This window comes from Pseudomonas sp. PvP028 (assembly GCF_017832255.1).
GTDB lineage: Bacteria > Pseudomonadota > Gammaproteobacteria > Pseudomonadales > Pseudomonadaceae > Aquipseudomonas > Aquipseudomonas syringae.
In genome coordinates this window covers 5,934,945-5,959,900 of the sequence record NZ_JAFIBL010000001.1, presented here as the reverse complement: position 1 = coordinate 5,959,900, position 24,956 = coordinate 5,934,945, and the positions used below count along the sequence as shown (strand labels likewise).

The following is a 24,956-nucleotide window of genomic DNA, read 5'->3' as shown; positions in this document are numbered from 1 at the left end:
CCTCGGGTGCCCTTGCTTCGGCAAGGCTGCGGTGCCTTTGTGGCATCGCCCCGAACTCCGGCCGCTGCCCTGCAGCGGCTTTTGTATTTTCTGAAATAACGAAGTGGAGAGCCGCATGGTTCCCGTAATCGCCCTGGTGGGTCGACCGAACGTCGGCAAGTCCACCATGTTCAACCGCCTGACCAGGACTCGCGACGCCATTGTCGGCGATCTGTCCGGTCTTACCCGTGATCGCCAATACGGAGAGGCGAAGTGGCAAGGGCGCTCCTATATTCTGATCGACACCGGCGGTATCTCCGGTGACGAGCATGGCATGGACGAAAAGATGGCCGAGCAGTCGCTGCTGGCCATTGAAGAAGCCGATGTGGTGCTGTTTCTGGTGGACGCCCGTGCGGGCTACACCGCTGCTGATCAGATGATTGGTGAGCACCTGCGCAAGCGCAACAAGCGTTCCTACGTGGTTGCCAACAAGATCGACAACATCGACGAGAACCTGGCGCGTGCCGAGTTCAGCCCGATGGGTCTGGGCGACGCCATTCCGGTGGCCGGTGCCCACGGCCGTGGCATCTCGCAGATGCTCGAAATCGCCCTGCGGGAATTCCCCAGGGACGAGGACGAGCTTGAAGAGGGCGCTGAGGTCGAGGAAGTTGCCGAAGGTCAGGAAGCCAAGCGCATCCCCGGCCCGAGCGAGAAAGACGGCATCAAGATCGCCATCATCGGTCGTCCCAACGTCGGCAAGTCGACGCTGGTCAACCGCATGCTGGGTGAAGACCGGGTTATCGTCTATGACGAGCCAGGCACCACGCGCGACAGTATCTACATTCCCTTCGAGCGCAACGAAGAGAAGTACACGCTGATCGACACCGCCGGTGTGCGCAAGCGCGGCAAGATCCACGAGGAAGTCGAAAAGTTCTCGGTGGTCAAGACGCTGCAGGCCATCAAGGACGCCAACGTGGTGATCTTTGTGATGGACGCCCGCGAAGGAGTGGTCGACCACGACCTGAACCTGCTGGGCTTCGCCCTTGAAGCGGGTCGTGCGCTGGTCATCGCGCTGAACAAGTGGGACGGCATGACGCCGGGCGAACGCGATTTCGTGAAGATCGAGCTGGAGCGCCGCTTGTTCTTCGTCGACTTCGCCGACATCCACTTCATCTCCGCGCTGCACGGCACGGGCGTGGGCAACCTGTATCAGTCGGTACAGAACTCGTTCAAGTCCGCGGTCACACGCTGGCCAACCAGCCGCCTGACGCAGATTCTCGAAGATGCGGTCAGCGAGCATGCACCACCGATGGTCGGCAGCCGCCGCATCAAGCTGCGCTACGCCCACCTGGGTGGTGCCAACCCGCCGCTGATCGTGATCCACGGTAACCAGGTCGAGAAGGTACCCAAGTCCTACGTCCGCTATCTGGAAAACACCTACCGGCGTGTACTCAAACTGGTCGGTACGCCGATCCGTATCGAGTTCAAGGGCGGCGAGAACCCATATGAAGGCAACAAGAACACGCTCACTGACCGTCAGGTCAACAAGAAGCGTCGGATGATGTCGCACCACAAGAAGGCCGACAAGAAGCGCCGCGACAAGCGCTGAGTCAGCATCGGGAAAAAGGCGCTTCGGCGCCTTTTTTTGTGGCCGTTTAATGGGCTATCCTGCCTGACCCGTGCCGCCCGGTGCCGGGAGATTGCAGGGAAAGGGTTCCATGATCGACAGCAAGTTGCCCAACGTGGGCACCACTATCTTCACCGTCATGTCACAGCTGGCCGCCGAAACCGGGGCTATCAACCTGTCCCAGGGGTTTCCCGATTTTGACGGGCCGCAGGCGCTGCGTGATGCGGTCTGCCGACATGTCACCCAAGGCCACAACCAATACTCCCCGATGACCGGGCTGCCTGCGCTTCGTCAGCAAGTCGCGGCAAAGATCGCCCGCAGCTATGGGCGTACGGTCAATCCGGACAGCGAAATCACTATCACGCCGGGTGCCACGCAGGCGATTTTCTGCGCGATCCACAGCGTGATTCGCGCTGGCGACGAAGTGATCATTTTCGACCCTTGCTATGACAGCTACGAGCCCGCCGTCGAACTGGCCGGTGGGCGCTGCGTCCATGTGCAACTGGGGCTGGATGACTTCGCCATCGACTGGCAAAAGCTGAGCGATGCGCTGAGCCCGCGTACCCGCATGATCGTCATCAACAGCCCGCACAACCCCAGCGGCGCGTTGATCAGCCGTGCAGAGCTCGATCGGCTGGCCGCGCTGATCGCGGATCGTGATATCTACCTGCTCAGCGATGAGGTCTACGAACACCTGGTGTTTGACGGCGCACGCCATGTCAGCGTGCTTGACCACGAAGCGTTGTATCAGCGCGCCTTCGTCGTCAGCTCGTTCGGCAAGACCTATCACGTCACAGGCTGGAAAACCGGTTACGTGGTCGCGCCGCCTGCGCTGACGTCCGAGCTGCGCAAGGTGCACCAATACGTGAGCTTCTGCGGTGTCACGCCGTTGCAGTACGCGTTGGCCGACTTCATGGCCGAACACCCGGAGCATGTCGACGAGCTGCCAGGCTTCTATCAGGCCAAGCGCGACTTTTTCTGTGGTCATCTGGCTGAGTCGCGTTTCAGCTTCCGGCCGGTGGGCGGGACTTATTTCCAGTTGGTCGATTACTCGCAGATCAGGCCCGACCTGAACGACGTCGACATGGCCTTGTGGATGACCCGCGAGCATGGTGTGGCGAGCATTCCGATTTCTGTGTTCTACCAGAGCCCTCCAGCAGGCCAGCGCCTGATCCGCCTGTGCTTCGCCAAACAGGAAGAGACGCTGCGTCAGGCGGCGGAGAAACTATGCGCGATATAAGCGGGCTGCCGAACCTCAACCTAGCGCTGATCCAGACCACGCTGGCGTGGCATGATCGCGAGGCCAATCTCGAGCATTTCGAGCCATTGCTGGATCAGGCGCGCGGCGCGGACCTGGTGATCCTGCCAGAGATGTTCACCACCGGGTTCTCGATGGAGTCCGAGGCCCTGTCAGAACCGGAAGCCGGGCCTACATCGGTATGGCTATTGGCTCAGGCCAAGCGTATCGACGCCGTGGTGACCGGCAGCGTCATGATGCGCGCGGCCGATGGTAGTCATCGCAATCGCCTGCTGTGGGCGCGACCGGATGGTGAGCTGCTGCATTACGACAAGCGTCATCTGTTTCGCATGGCCGGTGAACACCAGCACTACACGCCGGGCGATCGCCAGGTGATGTTTGAACTCAACGGCTGGCGCGTACGGCCGCTGATCTGCTACGACCTGCGCTTTCCGGTCTGGAGCCGTGACGCTCAGGACACCGACCTGTTGCTGTACACCGCCAACTGGCCGGGTGCGCGGCGCCTGCACTGGAACCGCCTGCTGCCTGCCAGAGCCATTGAAAACCTGTGCTATGTGGCGGCAGTCAATCGCGTTGGGTCAGACGGCAAGGGCTTTGCGTACACCGGTGACAGTCAGGTCCTGGATTTCCAGGGCGAGAGCCTGTTGAGCGTTGGCGAAGCGGACGGGGTGTTCAAGGCGACGCTTGGCGCGGCAGACTTGCATGCCTACCGCACACGGTTCCCAGCGGGGCTGGATGCTGATTCGTTTAATATTGAATAAAAGTACTTCAGAATGTTTCAAGTCGGCCGATAGCTGTTCCAGACCTCCAGGAGACCGTTATGACTATTATCAACACCTCCACGCTGAACAGTTACACAAGCTCGTTGACCTTAGCGATCAAACCTACTGACGCTGAAACAGCCAAGGCCGCGACTGCTGCTGCCACCACGACTACTGAAACAGAGAAAAGCTCTGATCAGGCGTCCACCGAAGGTGGCAAGGCCGGTGCGGCGGGTGGTGGTGGCAGCGTGGGTGGTTCCAGCGAATCGTCGCTCAATCAGACCATCGAACAGATAAAGCAGCAGATCAAGGACGCTCAGAAGCAACTCGCCGAGCAGAAGGCGCAGTTGGCTGCTGCTCAAAGCGGTAACGGCTCAGCGGAAGAAAAGGCTCAGAAATCCATGGCCATTCAGGGCCAGATCGCGACCATCAGCGCCAACCTGCAGACGTTGCAGGCCTCGTTGCTGCAGCTGGAAACCGGTGGCGGTGTAAACACCACCGCGTGATATCGCCTGCTTTGCGTCCGAAGTGACGCTCATCATGCCCGCGCACAGTGTTGCGCGGGCATTCAGCTGCTTGCGCCCCTGATCAGGTGGCGCAGCGTCCAGCGTTGCCTGTCACTCGTTGACGTTCATGAACTTGCGGGCCCACTCTACGTAGTCTTCAGGCTGCGTATAGGTGTGGGTCAGTTCGGTCGCGCTCATGTTCGATTCGCTGCCCAGGATCTGACGCTGCTCGCGCAGGCAGTCATAGGTGGCCTTGATCGCAGCGAAGTACGCCGCGTGACCATGCACGCAGACCCTCACGCCCATCTCGGCAAGACGCGCGTTGTCGTGCAATTCCGGGTTGCCGTACGTCACCAGCATCAGCGGCACGGTCACGCCTTCGGATATCTGCGCCAGGTGATCGAAGTCACGAATGCCGACGATGGTAATACCGTCAGCCCCGGCAGCCTGGTACTGCTGAACCCGGCTGATGGCTTCCTGAACCGGAATGATTGCCGCGTTGGTGCGAGCGAAAATCGACATCTCCGGATCGACACGCGCTTCCAGCGCTGCGCGGATCTTGCCAACACCTTCTGCAGTGGAAATCAGGTCAGTGGATTTGCGTCCGAACTGCGCCGGCAGCAGGGTATCTTCGATCGTCAGTGCAGAAATACCGGCACGTTCCAGTTCGACAACGGTGCGCATGACGTTAAGGGCATTGCCATAACCATGGTCTGCATCCGCGATGACCGGGAGCTGTGCGACGCGGCCGATACGCGTGGCCTGTTCGACGAATTCGCTCAGGGTGATCAGGGCGAAGTCAGGGGCTGCCAGGACTTGCAGCGACGCCACGGAGCCGCCGAGGATGCCTACTTCAAAGCCCAGGTCCGCTGCGATTCGCGCTGACATGGGGTCGAACACCGAGGCTGTGTGAAAGCAAGCGTTCGACGAGGTGAGCGCACGGAAGCTGCGGCGCAAATCTTGATGGGAAGCCTTGGGCATAATCGCTCCAAATGTGATTGGATCAGCTCAGCGTACCGAGGCCGATGGTAATTTCAATGCACGGTGGGTCTGCCCGAGCATTCTTTTCGTCCGGAAATCAATGCAATAGTCGTCTTGGTTTTATAGGAAAGGTGCAGCTGGCAGGTAAGTCCGAGCAGGCATCGTCAGCATATGAATTGCTGTTGGATTGGGCGCGCTCTGGAGTAAGGGCAGCATGCTACCACAGCATAAATGAAAAAGATTATGCCGAAACAGGCAGGGTCATGCGCGGAATGCAAGAGGTGGGTGCAGCGTGAGGCGGGGAGGGAAGAGTGCGATGCGAATGACGGACCTGCGTCCGCCATCCGGCTATCGAATCAGGCAGCCTTGGCTTGCGTCTGACTGATTGAACGATTCAGAGCACTGAACAGGGCGCGGAAGCTCGCCGTGGTGATGTTTTCATCGATGCCCACACCATGCACGGCGCGTTCGCCATTCACGCGCAGCTCGATGTAGGCAGCTGCCTTGGCGGTGGTACCCGAGCCGATCGCATGCTCGTTGTAGTCCATGATTTCCACGGCCAATGGCAGGCCGGCCACCAGTGCTTCCAGGGCGCCCTTGCCCTTGCCGCGCCAGTGCTGGGTTTCACCGTCGACGTGCACCTCGGCATCCACCGAGCTGTTGCCGTTCTCTTCCTGCAACTTATGGCTGATCAGCGCATAAGGAACGTTGGCTTGCAGGTATTCACGACGCAACAGCGAGTGAATCTGCTCGGCCGTCATCTCCAGGCCCAGACGATCGGTTTCACCCTGAACCACCTGGCTGAACTCGATCTGCATGCGGCGTGGCAGGGAAATGCCATATTCCTGTTCCAGCAGGTAAGCGATGCCACCTTTGCCCGACTGGCTGTTGACGCGGATCACCGCCTCGTAGCTGCGACCGATGTCAGCCGGGTCGATCGGCAAGTAAGGCACTTCCCACAACTCGCCTTCCTTCTGCTGGGTGAAACCCTTGCGGATCGCATCCTGGTGCGAGCCGGAGAACGCGGTGTGAACCAGGTCGCCAACGTACGGGTGACGTGGGTGAACCGGGATCTGGTTGCACTCTTCGACGACCTTGCGCACGCCGTCGATGTCCGAGAAGTCCAGCCCGGGATTGATGCCCTGGGTGTAGAGGTTCAGCGCTACGGTGACCAGATCGACGTTGCCGGTCCGCTCGCCGTTACCGAACAGGCAGCCCTCGACGCGATCCGCACCGGCCATCAGACCCAGCTCGGTAGCGGCAACGCCCGTGCCACGGTCATTGTGGGTATGCAGGCTGATCAGCACGCTGTCGCGGCGGGTAATGTTGCGGCCGAACCACTCGATCTGGTCGGCGTAAATGTTGGGTGTCGCTACTTCCACGGTCGCCGGGAGGTTGAGGATCACCTTGTTCTCGGGCGTCGGGTTCCACACCTCGATCACCGCATCGCAGACTTCCTTGGCGAATTCCAGCTCGGTCGCACTGAAGGTCTCCGGCGAGTACTGGAAGGTCCATTGGGTTTCCGGCTGTTGTGCTGCGTATTTAACGAACAGCTTGGCCGCGTTGACCGCGATCTCTTTCACCCCGGCCTTGTCCTGATTGAAGACAATGCGGCGGAACGACGGGCAGGTCGCGTTATACAGGTGAACGATAGCTTTCTTGGCGCCGCGCAGTGATTCGAAGGTGCGGGCGATCAGGTCTTCGCGAGCCTGGGTCAGTACCTGGATGGTGGTGTCATCCGGGATATGGCCGTCTTCGATCAGAGTACGCACGAAGTCGAAGTCAGTCTGCGAAGCCGATGGAAAGGATGCCTCGATTTCCTTGACGCCGACGCTGACCAGGGCTTTCCAGAAGCGCAGCTTCTTGGCCGCGTCCATCGGCTCGATCAGCGACTGGTTGCCATCGCGCAGGTCGGAACTGCACCAGATCGGCACTGCGTCGATGGTCTTCGAAGGCCAGGTGCGGTCAGGCAGATCGATGGTCGGGAACGCACGGTACTTCTTCGAGGGGTCTTTGAGCATGGTCATCAGGAAATCCTTTTGTATTCACGGGGCCGGGGTTGGGCGGCCTGCCGTTCTGGATAGATAGCACAGGGAGTTGCGAACACAGGGACGAGGCACAGCATGCTAGCCAGGCAGTCGGGCGCTGACCAGGCTGAGGCACCGATGTTGGCGCAACAGAATAAGGGTTTGAGAGGTTTTCATGAGGCCAACCGTAACCATTGGCATGGATGATGGCAAGCATTTGAAAAAGATTGGAATAAATTCTCGAAAAGGCGTCTTTAGCGATTTTTTATAGCGGGATATGAAGCTTTATGTGCGGGTTATTGTTGGGCGAAAGCGATGTGCGCAATGAGGGGGTAGGTGAACGAGCGGGGTAACACTCGCTCACCAGCAGGCTCACGGTTGAAACGCGCCGATGAAGATCGCCGGGTCTACGCGCGCATCGTTGAGGCTGACGTTCCAGTGCATGTGCGGCCCAGTTGCGCGACCGGTGGCGCCGACTTTGCCAACCACTCCGCCACGCGGTACGAGGTCGCCGACCTTCACGTCGATCTTCGACATATGGCAAAACATGCTGATGAAGCCTTGCCCATGATCAACGAATACCGTGTTGCCATTGAAGAAGTAATTGCCGGTCAGGATGACCTTACCCGCTGCCGGAGATTTGATCGGCGTGCCTGCAGGAACCGCGAAGTCGAGGCCCGAATGCGGGTTGCGCTCTTCGCCGTTGAAGAAGCGACGCACACCGAACTTGCTCGACAGCGGGCCGTTGACCGGCTTGTCCAGAATCAGATTGCTTGGCGTGCCCGGGCTGAAACTGCGGTAGGCGCGCAGTTGCTCGGCCAGTTCGCCCTCGATACGTTTGTTGTCTTCGGGGTTGGGATTGACCTGACGTTTGTTCTTGAGCGTGATGTGCTGCTCCGGGTATTTCTTGCTGCCAACGGTGAAGTTGAGCGTGCGCCCGCCGGACGTGACTTGCTGAGTGCCGGGTTTGACGGTCAGCGGAATGCCGACGATGGCCAGCCAGCGTGTGCCCTGTTCCCTGACCACCAGCACCGGTTTGCCTTGATAGGTGGCGGTCGGTGCCTGAGCGCCCGTGCCCAGATCGATAACCGCGACACCGCCGGGCACCGGCTTGTCGAGTGCGCGAGTGATGAAACTGTCGGCGTGGGCCGGGAGACAGAGCAGCAGGGCGAACAGCGGGGCGATAAAACGTAGCATCAGGCAGTCAGTCCAGAAGGGAGAGGGTCACGGGGGTGAGGTGATTGTCTTCGACACGCACGTGCAGTTCGCCTTCGCCGAGCCTGGCGGTAAGCCGTTGGCCCGTTTGCGTCTGTGCAGCGTTGCGGATTGCGTGGCCGCGCTCGTCGAGCAAAATGCTGTAACCGCGTCCCAGTGTGGCAAGCGGGCTGACCACGTTGAGGGTCTGCACCTGACTTTGCAGTTGCAGCTTGCGTGCCTTGATCTGTTCGCGAATGGCTCTCGGCAGACGCTCGGCCAGGGCATCCAGACGCTGGCGCAAAAAGGCCAGGGTCCGGCCTGGATGCTGGGCAGCAAGGCGGCTTTGCATGTGCGCCAGACGCACCTGACGTTGATGCATGTTCTGTTCAAACGCGCGGCGCAGGCGCATGTCCAGGTCATCCAGCCGTTGCGACTGCTGACGCAAGCGCTCGCCAGGGTGACGCAGACGCCGCGAAATACCCTCAAGACGCAGCCGCTCGCGCATCAGGCGGTCCTGCATGCGGCTGACCAGTCGCCGGTGCAGGTTGTCGACGCGTCGATGCAGGTCGCTGGAATCCGGGGCGAGCAGTTCGGCGGCAGCTGAGGGCGTCGGTGCGCGCACGTCGGCGACAAAGTCGCTGATGGACACATCGGTTTCATGCCCGACAGCGCTGACGATCGGCGTCACGCACGCGTCGATGGCACGGGCGACGGCTTCTTCGTTGAAGCACCACAGGTCCTCCAGCGAGCCGCCGCCACGGGCGAGGATCAGCGCATCGAAGCCTCTGCTGTCAGCCAGCTTCAGTGCGCGGACAATCTGGTTGATCGCCTCGCGGCCCTGAACGGCTGTGGGAATCAAGGTCAGCTCGACCCGCGGCGCGCGACGGCGGAACACGCTGATGATGTCGCGGATCACCGCACCGGTCGGAGAACTGATAATCCCGATACGTTGCGGGTGCAGCGGCAGCGCGACCTTGCGCTCGGCGCTGAACAGGCCTTCATCGCTGAGCTTGGCTTTCAGCGCATCGAACGCCAGGCGTAACGCACCATCACCGGCAGGTTCCACCGTATCGAGAATCAGCTGATAGTCGCCACGACCTTCAAACAGCGAAACCTTGCCGCGCACCTTGACCTGCAAGCCGTCCTTGAGCGCCTGACGCACACGCGCCGCGCTCTGCCGGAACAACGCGCAGCGTACCTGCGCGCCAGAGTCCTTCAGCGTGAAGTACACATGGCCCGAGGCCGGGCGCGAGAGGTTGGAGATCTCGCCCTCGACCCAGATGCTGCTGAACACGTCTTCCAGCAGCACGCGGGCGCGGCCGTTGAGCTGGCTGACAGTAAGGACTTCCCGGTCGAGGCCGAGTCTTGCGAAAGGGTCTTTGATCATGTCGGGCATCATAATGGCAATGCCGGTCTGGCGCACAGGTCTGTCTCGTCGGTAAAGGCAGGATTGCTTCTTGACCTGAATGGCCAGCCCATTAAGCTGCGGCCTCGAACAGCTTTAAGCGACGCTCCGTTATGAACACCCAAAGCATCATCGTCCCGCAAATCTCCACCTTTCCCGGGCACGAGGCCAGGGCGCGGCTGATCCTGCGCTGGTTGGTCAAGCTCAATGTGGTCGAGCCAGAGCTGACCACGTGCGGACGCACCTATAACAAGATGGCCTACTCGGTGGCACTGGGCGCGAAGCGGGTGGTGAAGAATCCCGATGCGTTGCCGTTCGGACAGGTCATCAACGGCCTGGAAATCGTCACCAAGCGCTGCATCTATACCCCGCTGAACGACTTTGCCGAAGAGGCCGGTTGCCCGGAGTGTAGCCGCGAAGTGGGGGAGGCGCTGTTCGACAGCCTGGAAGACTGGATGCCCGGTCACACCGATAATTTCACCTGCCCCGAATGCCGCCATGAAGATGACATCAACGGCTTTCTTTTTCTCGACGCCTGCGGGTTTTCCAACCTCGGTTTCATCTTCAATAACTGGCTGGATGCGTCGTTCACGCAGACCTTTCTGGATGACTTCGCCGAACGTCTGGATCGCCCGGTCTCCTGCGTTAATGTGCGTCTATAAACAGCTTTGATAATAGGCTGAGGTTTACATTGAGCCGGGCGGGGTCTGTGGGTATAATGGCGCGCTTCCAATTTCCCGCCCGGGAGCCCCCGCGATGCTGCGTATCAGTCAAGAAGCCCTTACATTCGACGACATTCTCCTTGTGCCCGGTTATTCCGAGGTACTCCCTAACGAAGTCAGTCTGAAAACCCGTTTGACCCGTGGCATCGAGCTGAATATACCTTTGGTCTCTGCTGCAATGGATACAGTCACCGAGGCCCGTCTGGCAATTGCCATGGCCCAGGAAGGCGGTATCGGTATCATCCACAAGAACATGACCATCGAGCAGCAAGCTGCCGAAGTGCGCAAGGTCAAGAAGTTCGAGGCCGGTGTCGTCAAGGACCCGATTACGATCGAAGCCGACGCCACTGTCCGCGATCTGTTCGAACTCACCCGCATGCACAACATTTCCGGCGTACCGGTCCTGCACAATGGCGACCTGGTCGGCATCGTGACGTCCCGCGACGTACGCTTCGAAAATCGTCTTGATGTCCCTGTCCGCGAAGTGATGACGCCCAAAGAGCGTCTGGTCACCGTGCGTGAAGGCGCCGACAAGAACGAAGTGCGCGAACTGCTGCACAAGCACCGCCTTGAAAAAGTCCTGATCGTGGATGCCAATTTCGCGCTCAAGGGCATGATGACCGTCAAGGACATCGAGAAAGCCAAGGCTTACCCGCTGGCCAGCAAGGACGATCAGGCTCGCCTGCGTGTCGGCGCTGCAGTCGGTACCGGCAAGGACACCGGCGAGCGCGTCACCGCACTGGTTGCGGCTGGCGTTGACGTCGTGGTCGTCGATACCGCTCACGGCCATTCCAAAGGCGTGATCGACCGCGTCCGCTGGGTCAAGGAAAACTTCCCGCAGGTGCAGGTCATCGGCGGCAACATCGCCACTGGCGAAGCAGCCAGGGCACTGGTTGCCGCAGGCGCCGATGCAGTCAAGGTCGGTATCGGCCCGGGCTCCATCTGCACCACGCGTATCGTTGCTGGTGTCGGCGTGCCGCAGATCAGCGCCATCGCCAACGTCTCCGCTGCCCTTGAAGGCACTGGCGTGCCGATGATCGCCGACGGCGGTATCCGCTTCTCCGGTGACCTGTCCAAGGCCATCGTGGCTGGCGCCTCCTGCGTGATGATGGGCTCGATGTTCGCCGGTACTGAAGAAGCGCCAGGCGAGATCGAACTGTTTCAGGGCCGTTCCTACAAGGCCTATCGCGGCATGGGCTCGCTGGGTGCGATGTCCCAGGCGCAAGGCTCGTCCGATCGCTACTTCCAGGATTCGTCCGCTGGTGCCGAGAAGCTGGTGCCGGAAGGCATCGAAGGCCGTGTGGCCTATAAAGGTCCGTTGTCGGCCATCATCCATCAGTTGATGGGCGGCCTGCGTTCCTCCATGGGCTACACCGGCAGTGCCGACATCGAGCAGATGCGTACCAAGCCCGAGTTTGTTCGCATCACCGGTGCCGGTATGGCTGAGTCCCACGTCCATGACGTGCAGATCACCAAGGAAGCGCCGAACTATCGCGTCGGCTAAAGCCTCCAGCTTCAAGCCCCAAGCAATCAGCTACAAGCGGTAGTTACGCAAGTGTAACTACCGCATTGATTCCGACAACTTGCCGCTTGCAGCGTATAGCTTGCAGCTGCTCAGAGAGTTTCCATGGCCCTCGACATTCACGCCCACCGTATCCTGATCCTCGACTTCGGTTCCCAGTACACCCAGCTGATCGCCCGCCGCGTGCGCGAAATCGGCGTGTATTGCGAGCTGCATCCGTTTGACATGGACGACGAAGCGATTCGCGAATTCGCTCCAAAAGGCGTGATCCTCGCCGGCGGCCCCGAGTCCGTACACGAAGCCGACAGCCCGCGCTGCCCGCAAGCGGTATTTGACTTGGGTGTGCCGGTTTTCGGTATCTGCTACGGCATGCAGACCATGGCCGAGCAGTTGGGCGGCAAGGTTGCCGGTTCCGAGCTGCGCGAGTTCGGCTACGCTCGCGTTGACGTAGTCGGCAAAAGCCGTCTGCTCGATGGTATCGAAGACCATATCGACGCCGACGGCCTGTTTGGCCTCGACGTATGGATGAGTCACGGTGACAAGGTCACCAAACTGCCGGAAGACTTCCACATTCTGGCCAGCACCCCGAGCTGCCCGATTGCCGGTATGGCTGACGACGCTCGCGGTTACTACGGCGTGCAGTTCCACCCGGAAGTGACCCACACCAAGCAGGGCGGTCGCATCCTGTCGCGCTTCATCCTCGACATCTGCGGCTGTGAAGCACTGTGGACCCCTTCGAAGATCGCTGAAGACGCCATCGCTCAGGTTCGCGCTCAGGTCGGTACTGACAACGTGTTGCTGGGCCTGTCCGGCGGCGTTGATTCCTCCGTGGTCGCGGCGCTGCTGCACAAGGCCATCGGCGATCAACTGACCTGCGTATTCGTCGACAACGGCCTGCTGCGTCTGCATGAAGGCGAGCAAGTGATGGCCATGTTCGCCGAGAACATGGGCGTCAAGGTGATCCGCGCCAACGCCGAAGAGCAGTTCCTGAACAACCTGGCAGGCGAGAGCGATCCAGAGAAGAAGCGCAAGATCATCGGCCGCACCTTCATCGACGTGTTCGATGCCGAGTCCTGCAAGCTGGACAACATCAAGTACCTGGCGCAAGGCACCATCTACCCGGACGTCATCGAGTCGGCTGGCGCGAAAAGCGGCAAGGCCCACGTCATCAAGTCGCACCACAACGTGGGCGGCCTGCCGGAAGAAATGAACCTCAAGCTGGTCGAGCCACTGCGCGAGCTGTTCAAGGACGAAGTCCGCCGCCTGGGCCTCGAACTCGGCCTGCCCTACGACATGGTCTACCGCCACCCATTCCCAGGCCCAGGCCTGGGCGTGCGCATCCTCGGCGAAGTGAAGAAGGAATACGCCGACATCCTGCGTCGTGCCGACCACATCTTCATCGAAGAACTGCGCAAGGCCGACTGGTACCACAAGGTCAGCCAGGCGTTCGTCGTGTTCCAGCCGGTCAAATCAGTCGGCGTCGTCGGCGACGGCCGCCGCTACGCCTGGGTCGTCGCGCTGCGTGCGGTGGAAACCATCGACTTCATGACTGCTCGCTGGGCACACCTGCCTTATGAGCTGCTGGAGACAGTGAGCGGCCGGATCATCAACGAAATCGAAGGGATCTCGCGGGTGACTTACGACGTGTCGAGCAAGCCGCCGGCTACGATTGAGTGGGAGTGATGGGACGTCCGGCATTGTCCGGCACGATCTAGCAAAAAATGCCATGGAGCCCGCTTAATTGCGGGCTTTTTGGTTCTGGCCGATTTTCTTTTTGAGAGTGAAGTGACTACTTTTAACGCAATATGCTCACCCCCAGCCTACCTGCGAGCCGAGTCAGGTTCGCGCGATCCAGATTAAGACCTCTAGCTGCAGCAGAAACATTGCCTTCTGAAAGCCTGAGAGCCTCTTCCAATATCGCTTTCTTGTATCCGTCGACAGATGATTTGAAATCGTGAGACGGGAGCTGCTGTGCAAGGATAGAGCCTGACTTTTCCGCAACCCTCTCGGAGGGAGATTCCAGGAGGTCAAGGTCCTGCAACTCCAGCGACAATACACTCTGCCTTTTCAACGATGCCGCCCGTTTTTTTGCTTTCAGCGCCGCCCGTGCCATCAGGTGTTCCAGCTCCCGAATATTCCCTGGCCACGAGTAGCCGACTAATGCCTGGCGGGCGGAGTCGGAAAATCGCAACGAAGGTACGCCGACCCTCCAGCGGTTTTCTTCCGCGAAAGCTCCGGCCAGCAACATGATGTCGTCCCGACGTTCTTTCAAAGAGGGGACGCGTAATGGGTAGACGCTTAGTCGGTGATACAAGTCTGCTCGAAAGCGACCCGCACGCACTTCCTCAATCAGGTCTCGGTTGGTGGCGGCAATCAAACGAATATCGACGACATGGAGCTTGTCGGAACCGACCCGCTGAAGCTGGCCGCCCTGAAGTACTCTAAGCAGGGTGGCTTGTGCGGCCAACGGCAGCTCGCCGATCTCATCCAGAAATAGCGTGCCAGTGCTGGCCACTTCAAATTTACCCAGCCGATTTTCGATGGCTCCCGAAAAGGCGCCTTTGACGTGTCCGAAAAGCTCGCTTTCAATCAGGTGCTCAGGAAGGGCGGCGCAATTGACCGTTATGAACGGTTTGTCCGCTCGCGCCGAGAGATCGTGCAGCCGCTGGGCAACCAGTTCCTTACCTACTCCGGTTTCGCCGGTAATCAAAACCGTGAGGTCGCTTGAAGCGACCAGATCGATTTCAGAGAGGAGTTGCCTGAAATTGTCGCTGTTCCCAATCATTTCAGGCTTGGGCCTGCGTGCAGAGAGTCGATAGGCTTCTGCTCGTTTCCGTTCTCCGGCAACGGTGCGCAATAGATCATCAAATCGGGATGCCGCTACGACGGTCGCCGCAGCGAACATGGCGAAGGTCTCGACGGTTTGAAGATCCTGCTCGGAGAACTGCCCCACGGTCAGGGCGTCCAGTGTCAGAACCCCCCAGGTTTTGTCATTGATCCGCAACGAGCACCCCATGCAGTCGTGTACGGGTAAGGCGCTTGAACCGATCAGTCCGTCATAGGGGTCTGGAAGATCACAGTTCGGTGGAAACAGAACGGCTCCCTGCGCTTCAATGATCGCCTCCAGTCGCGGATTGCTTGCCACGCGGTAGCGTCGCGCCATTGCGTCACTGGCCAAGCCATGCGCGGCAACCGGAATGAGTTCGCCCTGCTCCAGGCGCAGTAATGCCACAGCATCCGAGGGGACCAGCTCTCGCAATGCGTTCAGAACACGGTAGTAGCGATGCTCTGCAGGCAGCTCTACTGCTAAATCACCCAAGAGCGGAAGAAGGGCATGCAACGCATTCAGTTGATGAGTCGAAATGACATCTTTTTTCACGGATCAGGTCTTAATAACACAGTCATAAAGACTCTATACGCCTTCGGCTTGCTGTTTTACAAGGCTTTTATGCCTGGCACGGCGGTTGCTCTAACCAAGGGTACAGATTCCTACCCTCTGGAGCCCACCATGCTGACCTCAACCCAGCGCGACATCATCAAAGCAACTGTGCCTCTGCTTGAAACTGGAGGGGAAGCGCTGATCACTTATTTTTATCAACTCATGCTCGACACGCACCCTGAAGTGCGTCCGTTGTTCAATGAGGCGCATCAAGCTAACGGGTCGCAGCCCCGCGCGCTTGCCAACGGCGTGCTGATGTATGCCAAGAATATCGACAGGCTCGAAAACCTGGGCGGGCTGGCGAGCCGGATAATCAACAAGCATGTGGCGCTGCAGATCCTTCCCGAGCATTACCCTATTGTCGGCTCCTGCCTTTTGCAGGCTATCCGCGAGGTACTGGGCGCTGAAACCGCAACAGATGAAGTCATCGCAGCCTGGGCCGCAGCCTATCAACAGCTCGCAGACATCCTCATCGCCGGTGAGCAGAGTGTCTACGACGCCATTGCTGCAGCACCTGGCGGCTGGCGGGGTGGCCGTCAATTCACAGTCCTTAGAAAGGTGGCCGAAAGCGCTGAAATTACGTCATTTTATCTTGCGCCCACTGATCATCAGCCCGTTATCCGGCATAAAGCCGGACAGTACATCGGCCTACGGCTCATGATCGATGGTAAGGAAGTGCGGCGTAACTACTCTTTGAGTGAGCAGGCTGACGGTGTTCGATATCGAATCAGCGTCAAGCGTGAGCTGGGGGGACTCGCGTCTACTTATCTGCATGATTATGTGGAAGAGGGAAGCACCCTCGATGTGTTTCCTCCCTCCGGGGATTTCACGCTTAACGCCCACACCAAGCCACTGGTACTTATCAGCGGCGGCGTCGGAATCACGCCGACGTTGGCGATGGCGGAGCAAGCAATGGAGTCCGGCGAACGACAAGTAACCTTCATTCACTATGCACGTAATGGTCAGGTGCATGCGTTCTCAGACCTTCTGCGAGACTGGCAACACCGCTATCCGCTGTTCAAGGCGCATGTCGTTTACGCAGAGCGGACCGATCATGAGGCCTACACGCCGGACGCCATTGGCTATCCCTCCCTCACTCACCTTGAACAATGGCTGCCTGCCGACCGCGATGTCGATGCGTATTTCCTGGGGCCTAAGCCATTCATGGCATTCATGAAACGAGCCTTAAAGGATCTGGGAGTACCAGAGAATCAGGCCCGGTATGAGTTTTTCGGTCCCACAGAAGCCTTGGCGTGAGGTTGTAAGGCAAACGTCTAACCAGGCAACAATGCTGCTGATGTGCGGCGCTTCAAGCTCTATCTGCGCTGACCTTTAAGCGCACATGGATCCAGGTAAGCGGTTAGAGTTCGAACCTGTTTTGGCCTATTTGACTTTGCTGATCGCCGCAGGCGTTGGCCTGCTGCTCTCGACACTGCTGACCGTTCGACTTCCTTCACCACTCCAGACAGGCAGGTAGTGACATGAACACCACTAATTTCTGGTCCAGCATAGGGGTTCGGCTACCCATTATTCAGGCGCCGATGGTTGGCGTTTCAACTCCAGTACTTGCTGCCGAGGTTAGTAACGCAGGAGCCCTGGGATCGATCGGCCTTGGCGCCAGCACCCCGGATCAGGCACGAGCCCTTATAAAACAGACGCGCGAACTGACTGACCAACCGTTCAACGTGAACATGTTCTGCCATAGACCTGCCTGTTTTAGCCATACGCAGAATTATGCCTGGCTGGCCTATACCGCAAAATGGTTCTCCGAATTCGATGCAGCGCCTCCTCAAGAAATACGCGAAATCTATAAAAGTTTTCTGAGTGACCGGGTGATGCTTGAAGTGCTGTTAGCCGAGCGGCCCGCCGTAGTCAGCTTCCACTTCGGCACACCCGACTCGGCCTGGGTAGCTGAGCTACGAGAGGCGGGCATTGTTACGCTGGGTTGTGCCACCACGCTTAAAGAAGCACAAATGCTTCAGAAGGCCGGCGTAGATGCCATTGTCGCGCAAGGCTATGAGGCAGGTGGGCACCGTGGCGTATTCGACGATGCGCCCAATCAGGACCACGAGCTTGGGTTGCTCCCATTGACCCGCATGCTGACAACGCACATACGCTTACCGGTGATCGCAGCCGGTGGGATCATGGACGGCGCAAGCATTAATGCAGCATTGGCACTAGGAGCCGCAGGGGTACAAATGGGAACCGCCTTTATCCTGTGTCCGGAGTCCTCAGCTACGCCCGAGCATCGCGCAGCGCTTATCTCCGCAAGAGCCCATGAAACTCGAGTAACCAGCTATGTATCCGGCCGTCCTGCCCGTGGCTTGGCGAATCGTTTGTACCTGGAAAGCACTGGACAGCAGATCCCTGTCCCAGCCGAATATCCCTTGGCTTATGATGTGACCAAAGCACTGCACGCCGCCGCTGTTCTAAAAGGCTGTCATGATTTTGCCGCTCAATGGGCCGGGCAAGGGGCGCCGCTCGCACGCGCACTCCCTGCAGCAGAATTGATCAAAACCCTGGTGGAAGAGATGCGTTCAGCGTCTAAATCCACAACCTTCCTGTAGAGAGACAATCAATGCCATTGCTGAAAATTGATGTAATAGAGGGCCGTTCGGATCAGGAAATCGAGACGTTGCTGGATGCGATCCACGACGCGATGGTGAACGCATTCCAGGTTCCTGAACGTGACCGATACCAGGTGTTGAATGAACACAAAAGAAATCGACTGATCATTCAGGATACGGGGCTTGGATTTACGCGGTCCGACAAAGTCGTTGTCATCACCGCCATTAGCAGGCCGCGTCCAGCAGAGATGAAAAAGCGGTTTTATGCCCTGATAGCAGAAGGATTGGAGCGCAACTGTGGCATCGCAGCAGAGGACGTCATGGTTTCGATAGTGATCAACAGTGACGAAGACTGGAGTTTCGGTCTGGGGCGCGCTCAATTTCTAACAGGTGAGCTATAAAGGCACTTCCGCCAATCACCACCTCGAACTTCACGCTAGATGCTGGGCAAAAATCAATCAGGGTTGGGGCTTATGTGATCTATCAAACGGCCCGAGAACGCAAAGGAATCAGCGCTACTTTACCCGCTGGTGATACGTCCCAATGAGCACTTTCGCGTAAGAGGCTGCCGTCGTGACGGACGTCTCAGCTCCTTACCGACCGCAAAGCACCTCATTTGAAACTGGCTTGAAGTTCGAGGAAAATCCGCTCAAAGGCACCCCAAGCCCCAACATCGACGCAGGGGGCGCCCAGCAAAAAGATTCGATATTCACATCCCCAAAAACCAAGGACCCCCGTTCATGAAATCCCGATTTTCTCTCAGTTCATCTTTCCTGATCATGTTGTCGCTGACAGGATGCGCAGCGAATATGGATGCTCCAAAGCACGATCAGCCTGGAGAAAGTGCGCTTTACGGCAGTTGGCATGTTGCAGGCGTAGCGGTATCAGACTCAGGCGTGCAGGCACTGGGGGATGATGATCCGAGCTTTATGGGGCGACGTCTCAGCTTCAGTCACGACCAGCTGGCATGGAAAGCGTCCACAGACTCTACGGAGGATGTGTGCAAGGGGCCTGTTTTTCATGAGCTTCCGGCGATGACTGGAGCTGAACTGGAGCCGCAACTCCACAAGCTTGGCATCGAAAAAGCTGTGCGCTATAGCGTTGAATGCAAATCTGGAAGCTGGGGTCCTTTTGATAAAGAAACGCCGGCATTTTTCCTGGCACAGGACGGGGCGTTAGCTCTTTCCTGGTATGACGGCGGACTGCTGAAGCTCGTGCGAGACTGATCACGCACAGACCCTTCGCTTAGCGCGGTGAAGGGTCTACTAAAAAAGAAACCCGCGCTGTAACCAGATGCAGCCGTAAATCCACCAGCCACCTGAAAAGCTCACTGAATATACACGCTAGCCCTCCGCACACGTTATGACCTGAAGCACCTGAAACCACTTGCCCACTAACCCCAAACCGCGGCGACTCCATTTATGTTCAAACGCATTCTGTCCGCTCTCAGCGGCAAGAAATCTCAAGCTTCAACAGATAACTCGCCTGCTGATACAACGCCGCCAGAATTTAACGATGGCGAGTTGATCACCGTCTACGACAGTTACGGGCGCGAGATGAAGATCACTCGGAGCGAGTGGCGCGAGAAGGTGTTCCTGCCCAATCTGAAACAGCAGTGGGGTGATGCTGACGAGCTTTACAACCTCATTGTTTCGGGGCTCAACGATGGATTTGCGACTGACCTGATGCCTGCCGCCGAACGACTGGTCGAGATCGACGCTAATCCCGAGCGCAGTTATGTGGTGAACGGCATCGTGCTGATGCATAACGCCCGGCTCGATGCTGCAGAAGCCACGCTGCGCGAAGGGCTGGCTAAAGTCGGCGTGTCGGGAATCATTCTGACCAATCTGGCCAAGGTGTTTGCCGAGCGTGGTGATCAATCAGTTGCAGAGGCAACACTTTGGCAGGCGGTTGAGGCCGATCCGAATCAGGAAAACGGCCTGTTGTGGTGGCTGAGCATCCAGCAGGAACGGGGCGGTGAGGCCGCCTATCTCGATGCTCTACGCACTGTAGCGGCGTTGCCGGGCAGTTGGCGTGCGCAGTTGTGGATGGCGCGACATTACCTGCAGCAGCAGAACGTCGCGCAGGCGCGTGTGTTGTATGAAGAGGTACTGGCGGGCGGTCATTTCGACCGCAGTGCCTTGCAGATGATATCGGGTGACTTGGGCAACAATGGCCACATTCCGCTGATCATCGAGCTTGTCGGGCCTGCTTATGATGAGCACAAACATGATTCGACGGCAGGTCTCAACTTGCTGCGTGCCTATCAGGAACTTGGCAGGGTGGATGAAGGCGAGGCGTTGCTTACTCGCTTGTATGCACTCGGCTTTGCGCCAATCAAAAGTCACCTTGACCAGTTTGCGCGTGCTTTCGAGGACGTGCGCAGGCCGGAAGACAAAGGCATTCCGATTGATCCTGCCAGCGTGACGATCAGTACCTTGGCGCTGAACAAGCCGGTCTGGCACTACGGTTTGCGCAATGCTGACTGGCTCTTCGCGCAAAAACCGGAAGGTGCGCCAGAAATCGGTTTCTTCGCCTTGTCCAAAATCATGGAGAAAGCAGAGCCTGCCGAATCGCAGCGCGAGGATGATGTCGGGCGCTATACGCGTGCCATTCCTCTTTACATGGCTGAGTCGGTTCACTACTGGAACGACTATGTAGCCAATTGTTATGTTCAGGTCGCGGAGGGTGCGGGGCCGGTTGTATCGGGGGTTGAGGTCGACGGCAACACACTGTTCGATATCGTCCCGCCAACGACGAAGTATTTCGTGACGGGCGAAGTGGGTTGTTCGGGTGAGGGCGATCAGGCCCAGTGGCGGATTTCACTGAGCCTATGGAATTGTGCGACCCGCACCCGGCAAACCGTTGAAAACGGTAGTGCAGGCAAGGCAGAACTTGGTGCGCTGGTACTTGATCTTCAACAGCGCTTGTTGGCCGATATCGGACTCAAGCGTGAGCAGCCGCTGGATGTGTTTTACCAGCAGCCTGCAGCCGAGGTTTTGCCGGTGTATCTGACCCAGTTGGGCCAATCATTCATGCTGACGTTGCTTGCGAACGACCATTTGCCCAAGTCGGCAATGTGGGGTGAGCGGGCCATGCTCGAATGGCCCCTGAATATGGCGCTCCAGTGGCCTGAGATGGAGACCGCAAAACTGATGTACATCTCAGGGCTGGGAAAGTCGTTCGGTTACAAGTCGGAGACAGTGGCCGAGCACCAGCAACGATGCCTGCAAGTGCTGAGCGAACTGGAACGGGCAAACATCCCGGCATGGCGCCTTGCACCGTTGGTATGGAAAGTGTTTGGCATGCAGGCAGAACTGGAGGACTACCGCGTCAATCTTCCGCCTGATACAGAGCCGGCCTACATCGAATGGCTGGAGCGGGTGAGCCAGGCATAGCGGTTGATTGATGCAAAAAGCCGGAGCGGGCGTCACTGCCTTGCCCGGCTTTTTTACGCCTCGACTTCAGTTCGTGGTATCCACCCTTATCTTTACGCAAATGCAGGTGTATCGTATTCGCCCCTCGCATTTGCTCGCAGATGCGCTCAGTCGTCGTTTTCGAGGTTGCGCCGTTCATGTCCTTTACCCGTCGTCAAATCCTTACAGGCATCGCCGGTCTGGCCGTAGTCGGCCTAGGCGCGGGTGGTGCTTCGCGTTACTGGATGGGGCGTCGCGAGTCTGAAGCGGGCTCTGACTTCGTTCTGATCGCCGCTCCGCTGGATGTGGAACTGGTGGCGGGCCACAAGACGCCTGCCTGGGCCTTCGGCGGTTCTGCGCCGGGCACGGAGTTGCGCGTGCGGCAGGGTGAGTGGCTGCGCTTGCGTTTCATCAATCAGTTGCCGGTCGAGACGACCATTCACTGGCACGGCATCCGCTTGCCGCTGGAGATGGACGGCGTGCCGTATGTGTCGCAGTTGCCGGTCAAGCCGGGTGAATACTTCGATTACAAATTCCGTGTGCCGGACGCCGGTAGCTACTGGTATCACCCGCACGTCAGCAGCAGTGAAGAGCTGGGCCGCGGTCTGGTCGGGCCGCTGATTGTCGAAGAACGCGAGCCGACCGGTTTTGCCCATGAGCGCACGGTCAGTCTGAAAAGCTGGCATGTGGACGAAGTGGGTGCGTTCACCGAGTTCAGTGTGCTGCGTGAAGCGGCACGTGAGGGCACGGCGGGGCGGCTTTCAACGTTGAACGGCATTGCGCAGGCGGTAATTGAGCTGCCTGCCGGGCAGATCACTCGCGTGCGCTTGCTCAATCTCGACAATACCGTGACCTATAGACTCAATCTGCCGGACGCCGAGGCGCAGATCTATGCGCTGGATGGCAATCCGGTGAAGCCGCGTCCCTTCGGCGACGAATACTGGCTGGGGCCGGGCATGCGCATCTGTCTGGCAATCAAGGCCCCGCCGGCGGGCGAGGAGATCTCGCTGCGTAACGGCCCAGTGCGCTTGGGTACGTTCCGCTCGGTCGCCAATAACGACGCGCCTGGCCAGTGGCCGCCCGAGCTGCCGGCCAATCCGGTGGCCGAGCCTGACATGGAAAACGCCGAGAAGATCAATTTCAACTTCGAGTGGGTGGGCTCGATGTCGGTCAACACCGACAATGGCAAGCCGCCGAGCCTATGGCAGATCAATGGCGAAGCGTGGGACATTACCGACAAGACCTGCGCCGATCGGCCTATCGCCAGGTTGAAGCTGGGCAAGAGCTATATCTTCGAACTGAAGAACATGACTCAGTATCAGCACCCGATTCATTTGCACGGTATGAGTTTCAAGGTGATCGCCTCCAATCGGCGCAAGATCATCCCGTACTTTACCGACACCTTCTTGCTGGGGCGTAACGAGCGGGCGCGAGTGGCGCTGGTGGCGGATAACCCCGGTGTATGGATGTTCCATTGCCACGTGATCGATCACATGGAAACCGGCCTGATGGCCGCCATCGAGGTGGCATGATGCGGCAACCGCAGATCATCGACCGCAGCAATGATCAGTACTTCATGCGCGAGGCGCTGGCGCTCGCCGCGCAAGGCGCGCTGTTGGGTGAAGTGCCAGTCGGGGCAGTGGTGGTGCAGAACGGCGAGATCATCGGTCGTGGTTACAACTGCCCGATCAGCGGCAGCGACCCCAGCGCGCATGCCGAAATGGTCGCGATTCGTGACGCCGCCAAGGCGCTGGACAATTATCGCCTGCCGGGCAGCACGCTCTACGTGACGCTGGAGCCGTGCAGCATGTGTGCGGGGCTGATTGTGCACTCACGGGTGGCGCGTGTGGTCTACGGAGCGCTCGAACCCAAGGCGGGCATCGTGCAGAGCCAAGGGCAGTTTTTCAGTCAGGCATTTCTCAATCACCGCGTGCTATTCGAAGGCGGGGTGCTGGGCGAGGAGTGCGGGACGATGTTGAGCGAGTTTTTCAGAATGCGACGGGCAGCCAAGGACGCTGGCAAAGGCCAAGGCAACGTTTAGAGCGCAGATTCGTCCGTGCTATTGCTGGACGAGGGGACGGGAGAGGCTGGCGGGACGGGCGGTTGGGTCTTGTCGACGCCAGGAACATGCAGGTTGCCGTCGGCGACCTGACTGCCTTCAAGCTGGGGCTGCGTCACCCAGGTCAGAATGTCGTAATAACGGCGGATGTTGGCCACGAAATGCACCGGCTCACCGCCTCGGGCATAGCCGTAACGCGTTTTGCTGTACCACTTCTTCTGTGCCAGACGCGGCAGCATTTTTTTCACGTCGAGCCATTTATCAGGATTCAGCCCCTCGTTCTGGGCCAATTTGCGCGCATCTTCCAGGTGACCGCTGCCAATGTTGTAGGAAGCGAGAGCTAGCCAAGTGCGATCCGGCTCTTTAATTGAGTCGTCCAGTTGATCCTTTATGTAGGCAAAGTACTTTGCCCCGCCCTGAATGCTCTGGCGCGCGTCCAGCCGGTTGGATACACCCATGGCTTGCGCGGTGTTCTGGGTGAGCATCATCAGGCCGCGCACGCCGGTTTTCGAGGTCACGGTCGGCTGCCACATCGATTCCTGATAGCCAATGGCGGCCAGCAGTCTCCAGTCGACCTGTTCTTTCTTGGCCGATGTCTGGAAGTGTTTTTCGTATTTGGGCAGGCGCTCCTGAAGGTGCTGTGCAAAGGTGTAGGCACCCACATAGCCGAGTACATCGACGTGACCGTAGTAGCGGTCTTTCAGGCGTTGCAGCGTGCCGTTCTTTTCGACCTTGTCGAGGTAGGCGTTGATTTCGTTGAGCAGGCTGTTGTCTTCACCCGGCGCGACGGCCCAGCGCTGCGCGCGCGCTTCGCCCAGGTCGAAGGCGACGCGCACGTTCTGGAAGTAGACCTGGTTCATTGCCAGCTCATTGGAGTCGACCAGGGTCAGGTCGAGCTGGCCTTCGTCGACCATGCGCAGGAGATCAACGACCTCGACCGCGTCAGATTCTTCATATTCAATGCGGGGATTCTGCGCCTTCAGCGCCGCCAGTTGCTCGGCATGCGCGCTGCCCTTGAGCACCATGATGCGCTTGCCCACCAGATCGCCGGGATCGGTCGGCCGCGACTGGCCGTTGCGATAGACCACCTGAGGGGTGACTTCCAGATAAGAATGCGAGAAACGCGCCTGCGATTTGCGCTTTGGTGTCTCGATCAGGCCGGCGGCACCGAGTACCGGACCGCCTGGTTTGTTCATCTGGTCGAAAAGATCGTCGAGATTGTCAGCCGTTTCTATCTTCAATTCGACGCCCAGGTCCTTGGCAAAACGCTTGACCAGCTCGTATTCGAAGCCGGTTTCACCGTTGCGATCCTGGAAATAAGTCGCCGGGCTGTTGCGAGTGATCACCCGCAGTACGCCGTCCTCCTTGACTCGCTCCAGTGTGGTGGGTTTTTCCACACAGGCGCCGAGCATCAGGAAGAGTCCGGTTGCGATGAGCCATTTGGCGCAACGTGGGCGGAAGTCTGGTTTGAAGAACATCGGTGCAGTATA

The 24,956-nt window shown here is 58.8% G+C and carries 20 protein-coding genes; 14 read left to right on the top strand and 6 right to left on the bottom strand.

Going from position 1 to position 24,956, the window contains the following annotated elements:
- Positions 1 to 115: 115 nt before the first annotated feature.
- The 4 genes from der to JOE34_RS25475 all read left to right on the top strand — a co-directional run bounded on the left by der (position 116) and on the right by JOE34_RS25475 (position 4,131).
- The gene (der, locus tag JOE34_RS25490) at positions 116 to 1,588 is read left to right on the top strand and encodes a ribosome biogenesis GTPase Der (RefSeq protein WP_003409123.1); all 1,473 of its coding nucleotides are present in this window, start codon (positions 116 to 118) and stop codon (positions 1,586 to 1,588) included.
- Positions 1,589 to 1,697: 109 nt separating this feature from the next.
- Positions 1,698 to 2,846, top strand: coding sequence for a pyridoxal phosphate-dependent aminotransferase (locus tag JOE34_RS25485; RefSeq protein WP_024683228.1), 1,149 nt, complete (start codon positions 1,698 to 1,700; stop codon positions 2,844 to 2,846).
- Complete coding sequence (locus JOE34_RS25480) at positions 2,834 to 3,625, top strand: amidohydrolase (protein ID WP_004403140.1); 792 nt, start codon at positions 2,834 to 2,836, stop codon at positions 3,623 to 3,625. The genes JOE34_RS25485 and JOE34_RS25480 overlap by 13 nt, the downstream gene beginning before the upstream one ends.
- Positions 3,626 to 3,684: 59 nt before the next feature.
- Positions 3,685 to 4,131, top strand: a complete 447-nt coding sequence (locus tag JOE34_RS25475; protein WP_010424208.1) for a FlxA-like family protein — start codon at positions 3,685 to 3,687, stop codon at positions 4,129 to 4,131.
- A gap of 111 nt (positions 4,132 to 4,242) precedes the next feature.
- Here the strand turns inward: JOE34_RS25475 and JOE34_RS25470 are convergent, their stop codons facing one another.
- The 4 genes from JOE34_RS25470 to xseA form a co-directional block, all read right to left on the bottom strand.
- Positions 4,243 to 5,112: an oxaloacetate decarboxylase gene (locus tag JOE34_RS25470; RefSeq protein ID WP_003314188.1), complete on the bottom strand. Its 870-nt coding sequence runs from the start codon at positions 5,110 to 5,112 to the stop codon at positions 4,243 to 4,245.
- Between the two features lie 356 nt (positions 5,113 to 5,468).
- Positions 5,469 to 7,139, bottom strand: a complete 1,671-nt coding sequence (leuA, locus tag JOE34_RS25465; RefSeq protein ID WP_003421933.1) for a 2-isopropylmalate synthase — start codon at positions 7,137 to 7,139, stop codon at positions 5,469 to 5,471.
- A 372-nt stretch (positions 7,140 to 7,511) separates the two neighbouring features.
- On the bottom strand, positions 7,512 to 8,336 hold the full coding sequence (locus JOE34_RS25460) for a peptidoglycan DD-metalloendopeptidase family protein (RefSeq protein ID WP_010424206.1): 825 nt from the start codon (positions 8,334 to 8,336) through the stop codon (positions 7,512 to 7,514).
- 7 nt (positions 8,337 to 8,343) lie between these two features.
- Complete coding sequence (xseA, locus tag JOE34_RS25455) at positions 8,344 to 9,723, bottom strand: exodeoxyribonuclease VII large subunit (protein ID WP_162885224.1); 1,380 nt, start codon at positions 9,721 to 9,723, stop codon at positions 8,344 to 8,346.
- A 131-nt stretch (positions 9,724 to 9,854) separates the two neighbouring features.
- Here xseA and JOE34_RS25450 point away from each other — a divergent pair, with 131 nt between their 5' ends.
- From JOE34_RS25450 to guaA, 3 genes are all read left to right on the top strand, one after another.
- Positions 9,855 to 10,403 (top strand): sugar ABC transporter ATPase, encoded by a 549-nt coding sequence (locus JOE34_RS25450; protein ID WP_209996803.1) that lies wholly within the window; start codon positions 9,855 to 9,857, stop codon positions 10,401 to 10,403.
- A 94-nt stretch (positions 10,404 to 10,497) separates the two neighbouring features.
- Complete coding sequence (gene guaB, locus JOE34_RS25445; RefSeq protein ID WP_003314194.1) at positions 10,498 to 11,967, top strand: IMP dehydrogenase; 1,470 nt, start codon at positions 10,498 to 10,500, stop codon at positions 11,965 to 11,967.
- Between the two features lie 123 nt (positions 11,968 to 12,090).
- A complete protein-coding gene (guaA, locus tag JOE34_RS25440; protein ID WP_003409133.1) occupies positions 12,091 to 13,668 on the top strand; it encodes a glutamine-hydrolyzing GMP synthase in 1,578 nt (525 codons plus the stop codon).
- Between the two features lie 112 nt (positions 13,669 to 13,780).
- Here the strand turns inward: guaA and norR are convergent, their stop codons facing one another.
- On the bottom strand, positions 13,781 to 15,364 hold the full coding sequence (gene norR, locus JOE34_RS25435) for a nitric oxide reductase transcriptional regulator NorR (protein WP_209996801.1): 1,584 nt from the start codon (positions 15,362 to 15,364) through the stop codon (positions 13,781 to 13,783).
- Positions 15,365 to 15,493: 129 nt separating this feature from the next.
- Here norR and hmpA point away from each other — a divergent pair, with 129 nt between their 5' ends.
- The 7 genes from hmpA (at position 15,494) to tadA (ending at position 23,448) form a co-directional block, all read left to right on the top strand.
- Positions 15,494 to 16,681: an NO-inducible flavohemoprotein gene (hmpA, locus tag JOE34_RS25430; RefSeq protein ID WP_010424195.1), complete on the top strand. Its 1,188-nt coding sequence runs from the start codon at positions 15,494 to 15,496 to the stop codon at positions 16,679 to 16,681.
- 224 nt (positions 16,682 to 16,905) lie between these two features.
- Positions 16,906 to 17,991, top strand: a complete 1,086-nt coding sequence (locus tag JOE34_RS25425; RefSeq protein ID WP_209996799.1) for a nitronate monooxygenase — start codon at positions 16,906 to 16,908, stop codon at positions 17,989 to 17,991.
- 11 nt (positions 17,992 to 18,002) lie between these two features.
- Entirely contained in the window at positions 18,003 to 18,392 is a 390-nt protein-coding gene (locus JOE34_RS25420) for a tautomerase family protein (RefSeq protein WP_003409144.1), read from the top strand.
- 339 nt (positions 18,393 to 18,731) lie between these two features.
- A complete protein-coding gene (locus JOE34_RS25415; protein ID WP_010424193.1) occupies positions 18,732 to 19,217 on the top strand; it encodes a hypothetical protein in 486 nt (161 codons plus the stop codon).
- 195 nt (positions 19,218 to 19,412) lie between these two features.
- Positions 19,413 to 21,389, top strand: a complete 1,977-nt coding sequence (locus JOE34_RS25410; protein WP_209996797.1) for a tetratricopeptide repeat protein — start codon at positions 19,413 to 19,415, stop codon at positions 21,387 to 21,389.
- A gap of 176 nt (positions 21,390 to 21,565) precedes the next feature.
- A complete protein-coding gene (locus tag JOE34_RS25405; protein WP_024662091.1) occupies positions 21,566 to 22,939 on the top strand; it encodes a multicopper oxidase family protein in 1,374 nt (457 codons plus the stop codon).
- On the top strand, positions 22,939 to 23,448 hold the full coding sequence (gene tadA, locus JOE34_RS25400; protein ID WP_003421956.1) for a tRNA adenosine(34) deaminase TadA: 510 nt from the start codon (positions 22,939 to 22,941) through the stop codon (positions 23,446 to 23,448). The genes JOE34_RS25405 and tadA overlap by 1 nt, the downstream gene beginning before the upstream one ends.
- Here the strand turns inward: tadA and mltF are convergent.
- Positions 23,445 to 24,944, bottom strand: coding sequence for a membrane-bound lytic murein transglycosylase MltF (gene mltF, locus JOE34_RS25395; RefSeq protein ID WP_080053099.1), 1,500 nt, complete (start codon positions 24,942 to 24,944; stop codon positions 23,445 to 23,447). The genes tadA and mltF overlap by 4 nt on opposite strands.
- Positions 24,945 to 24,956: the final 12 nt, after the last annotated feature.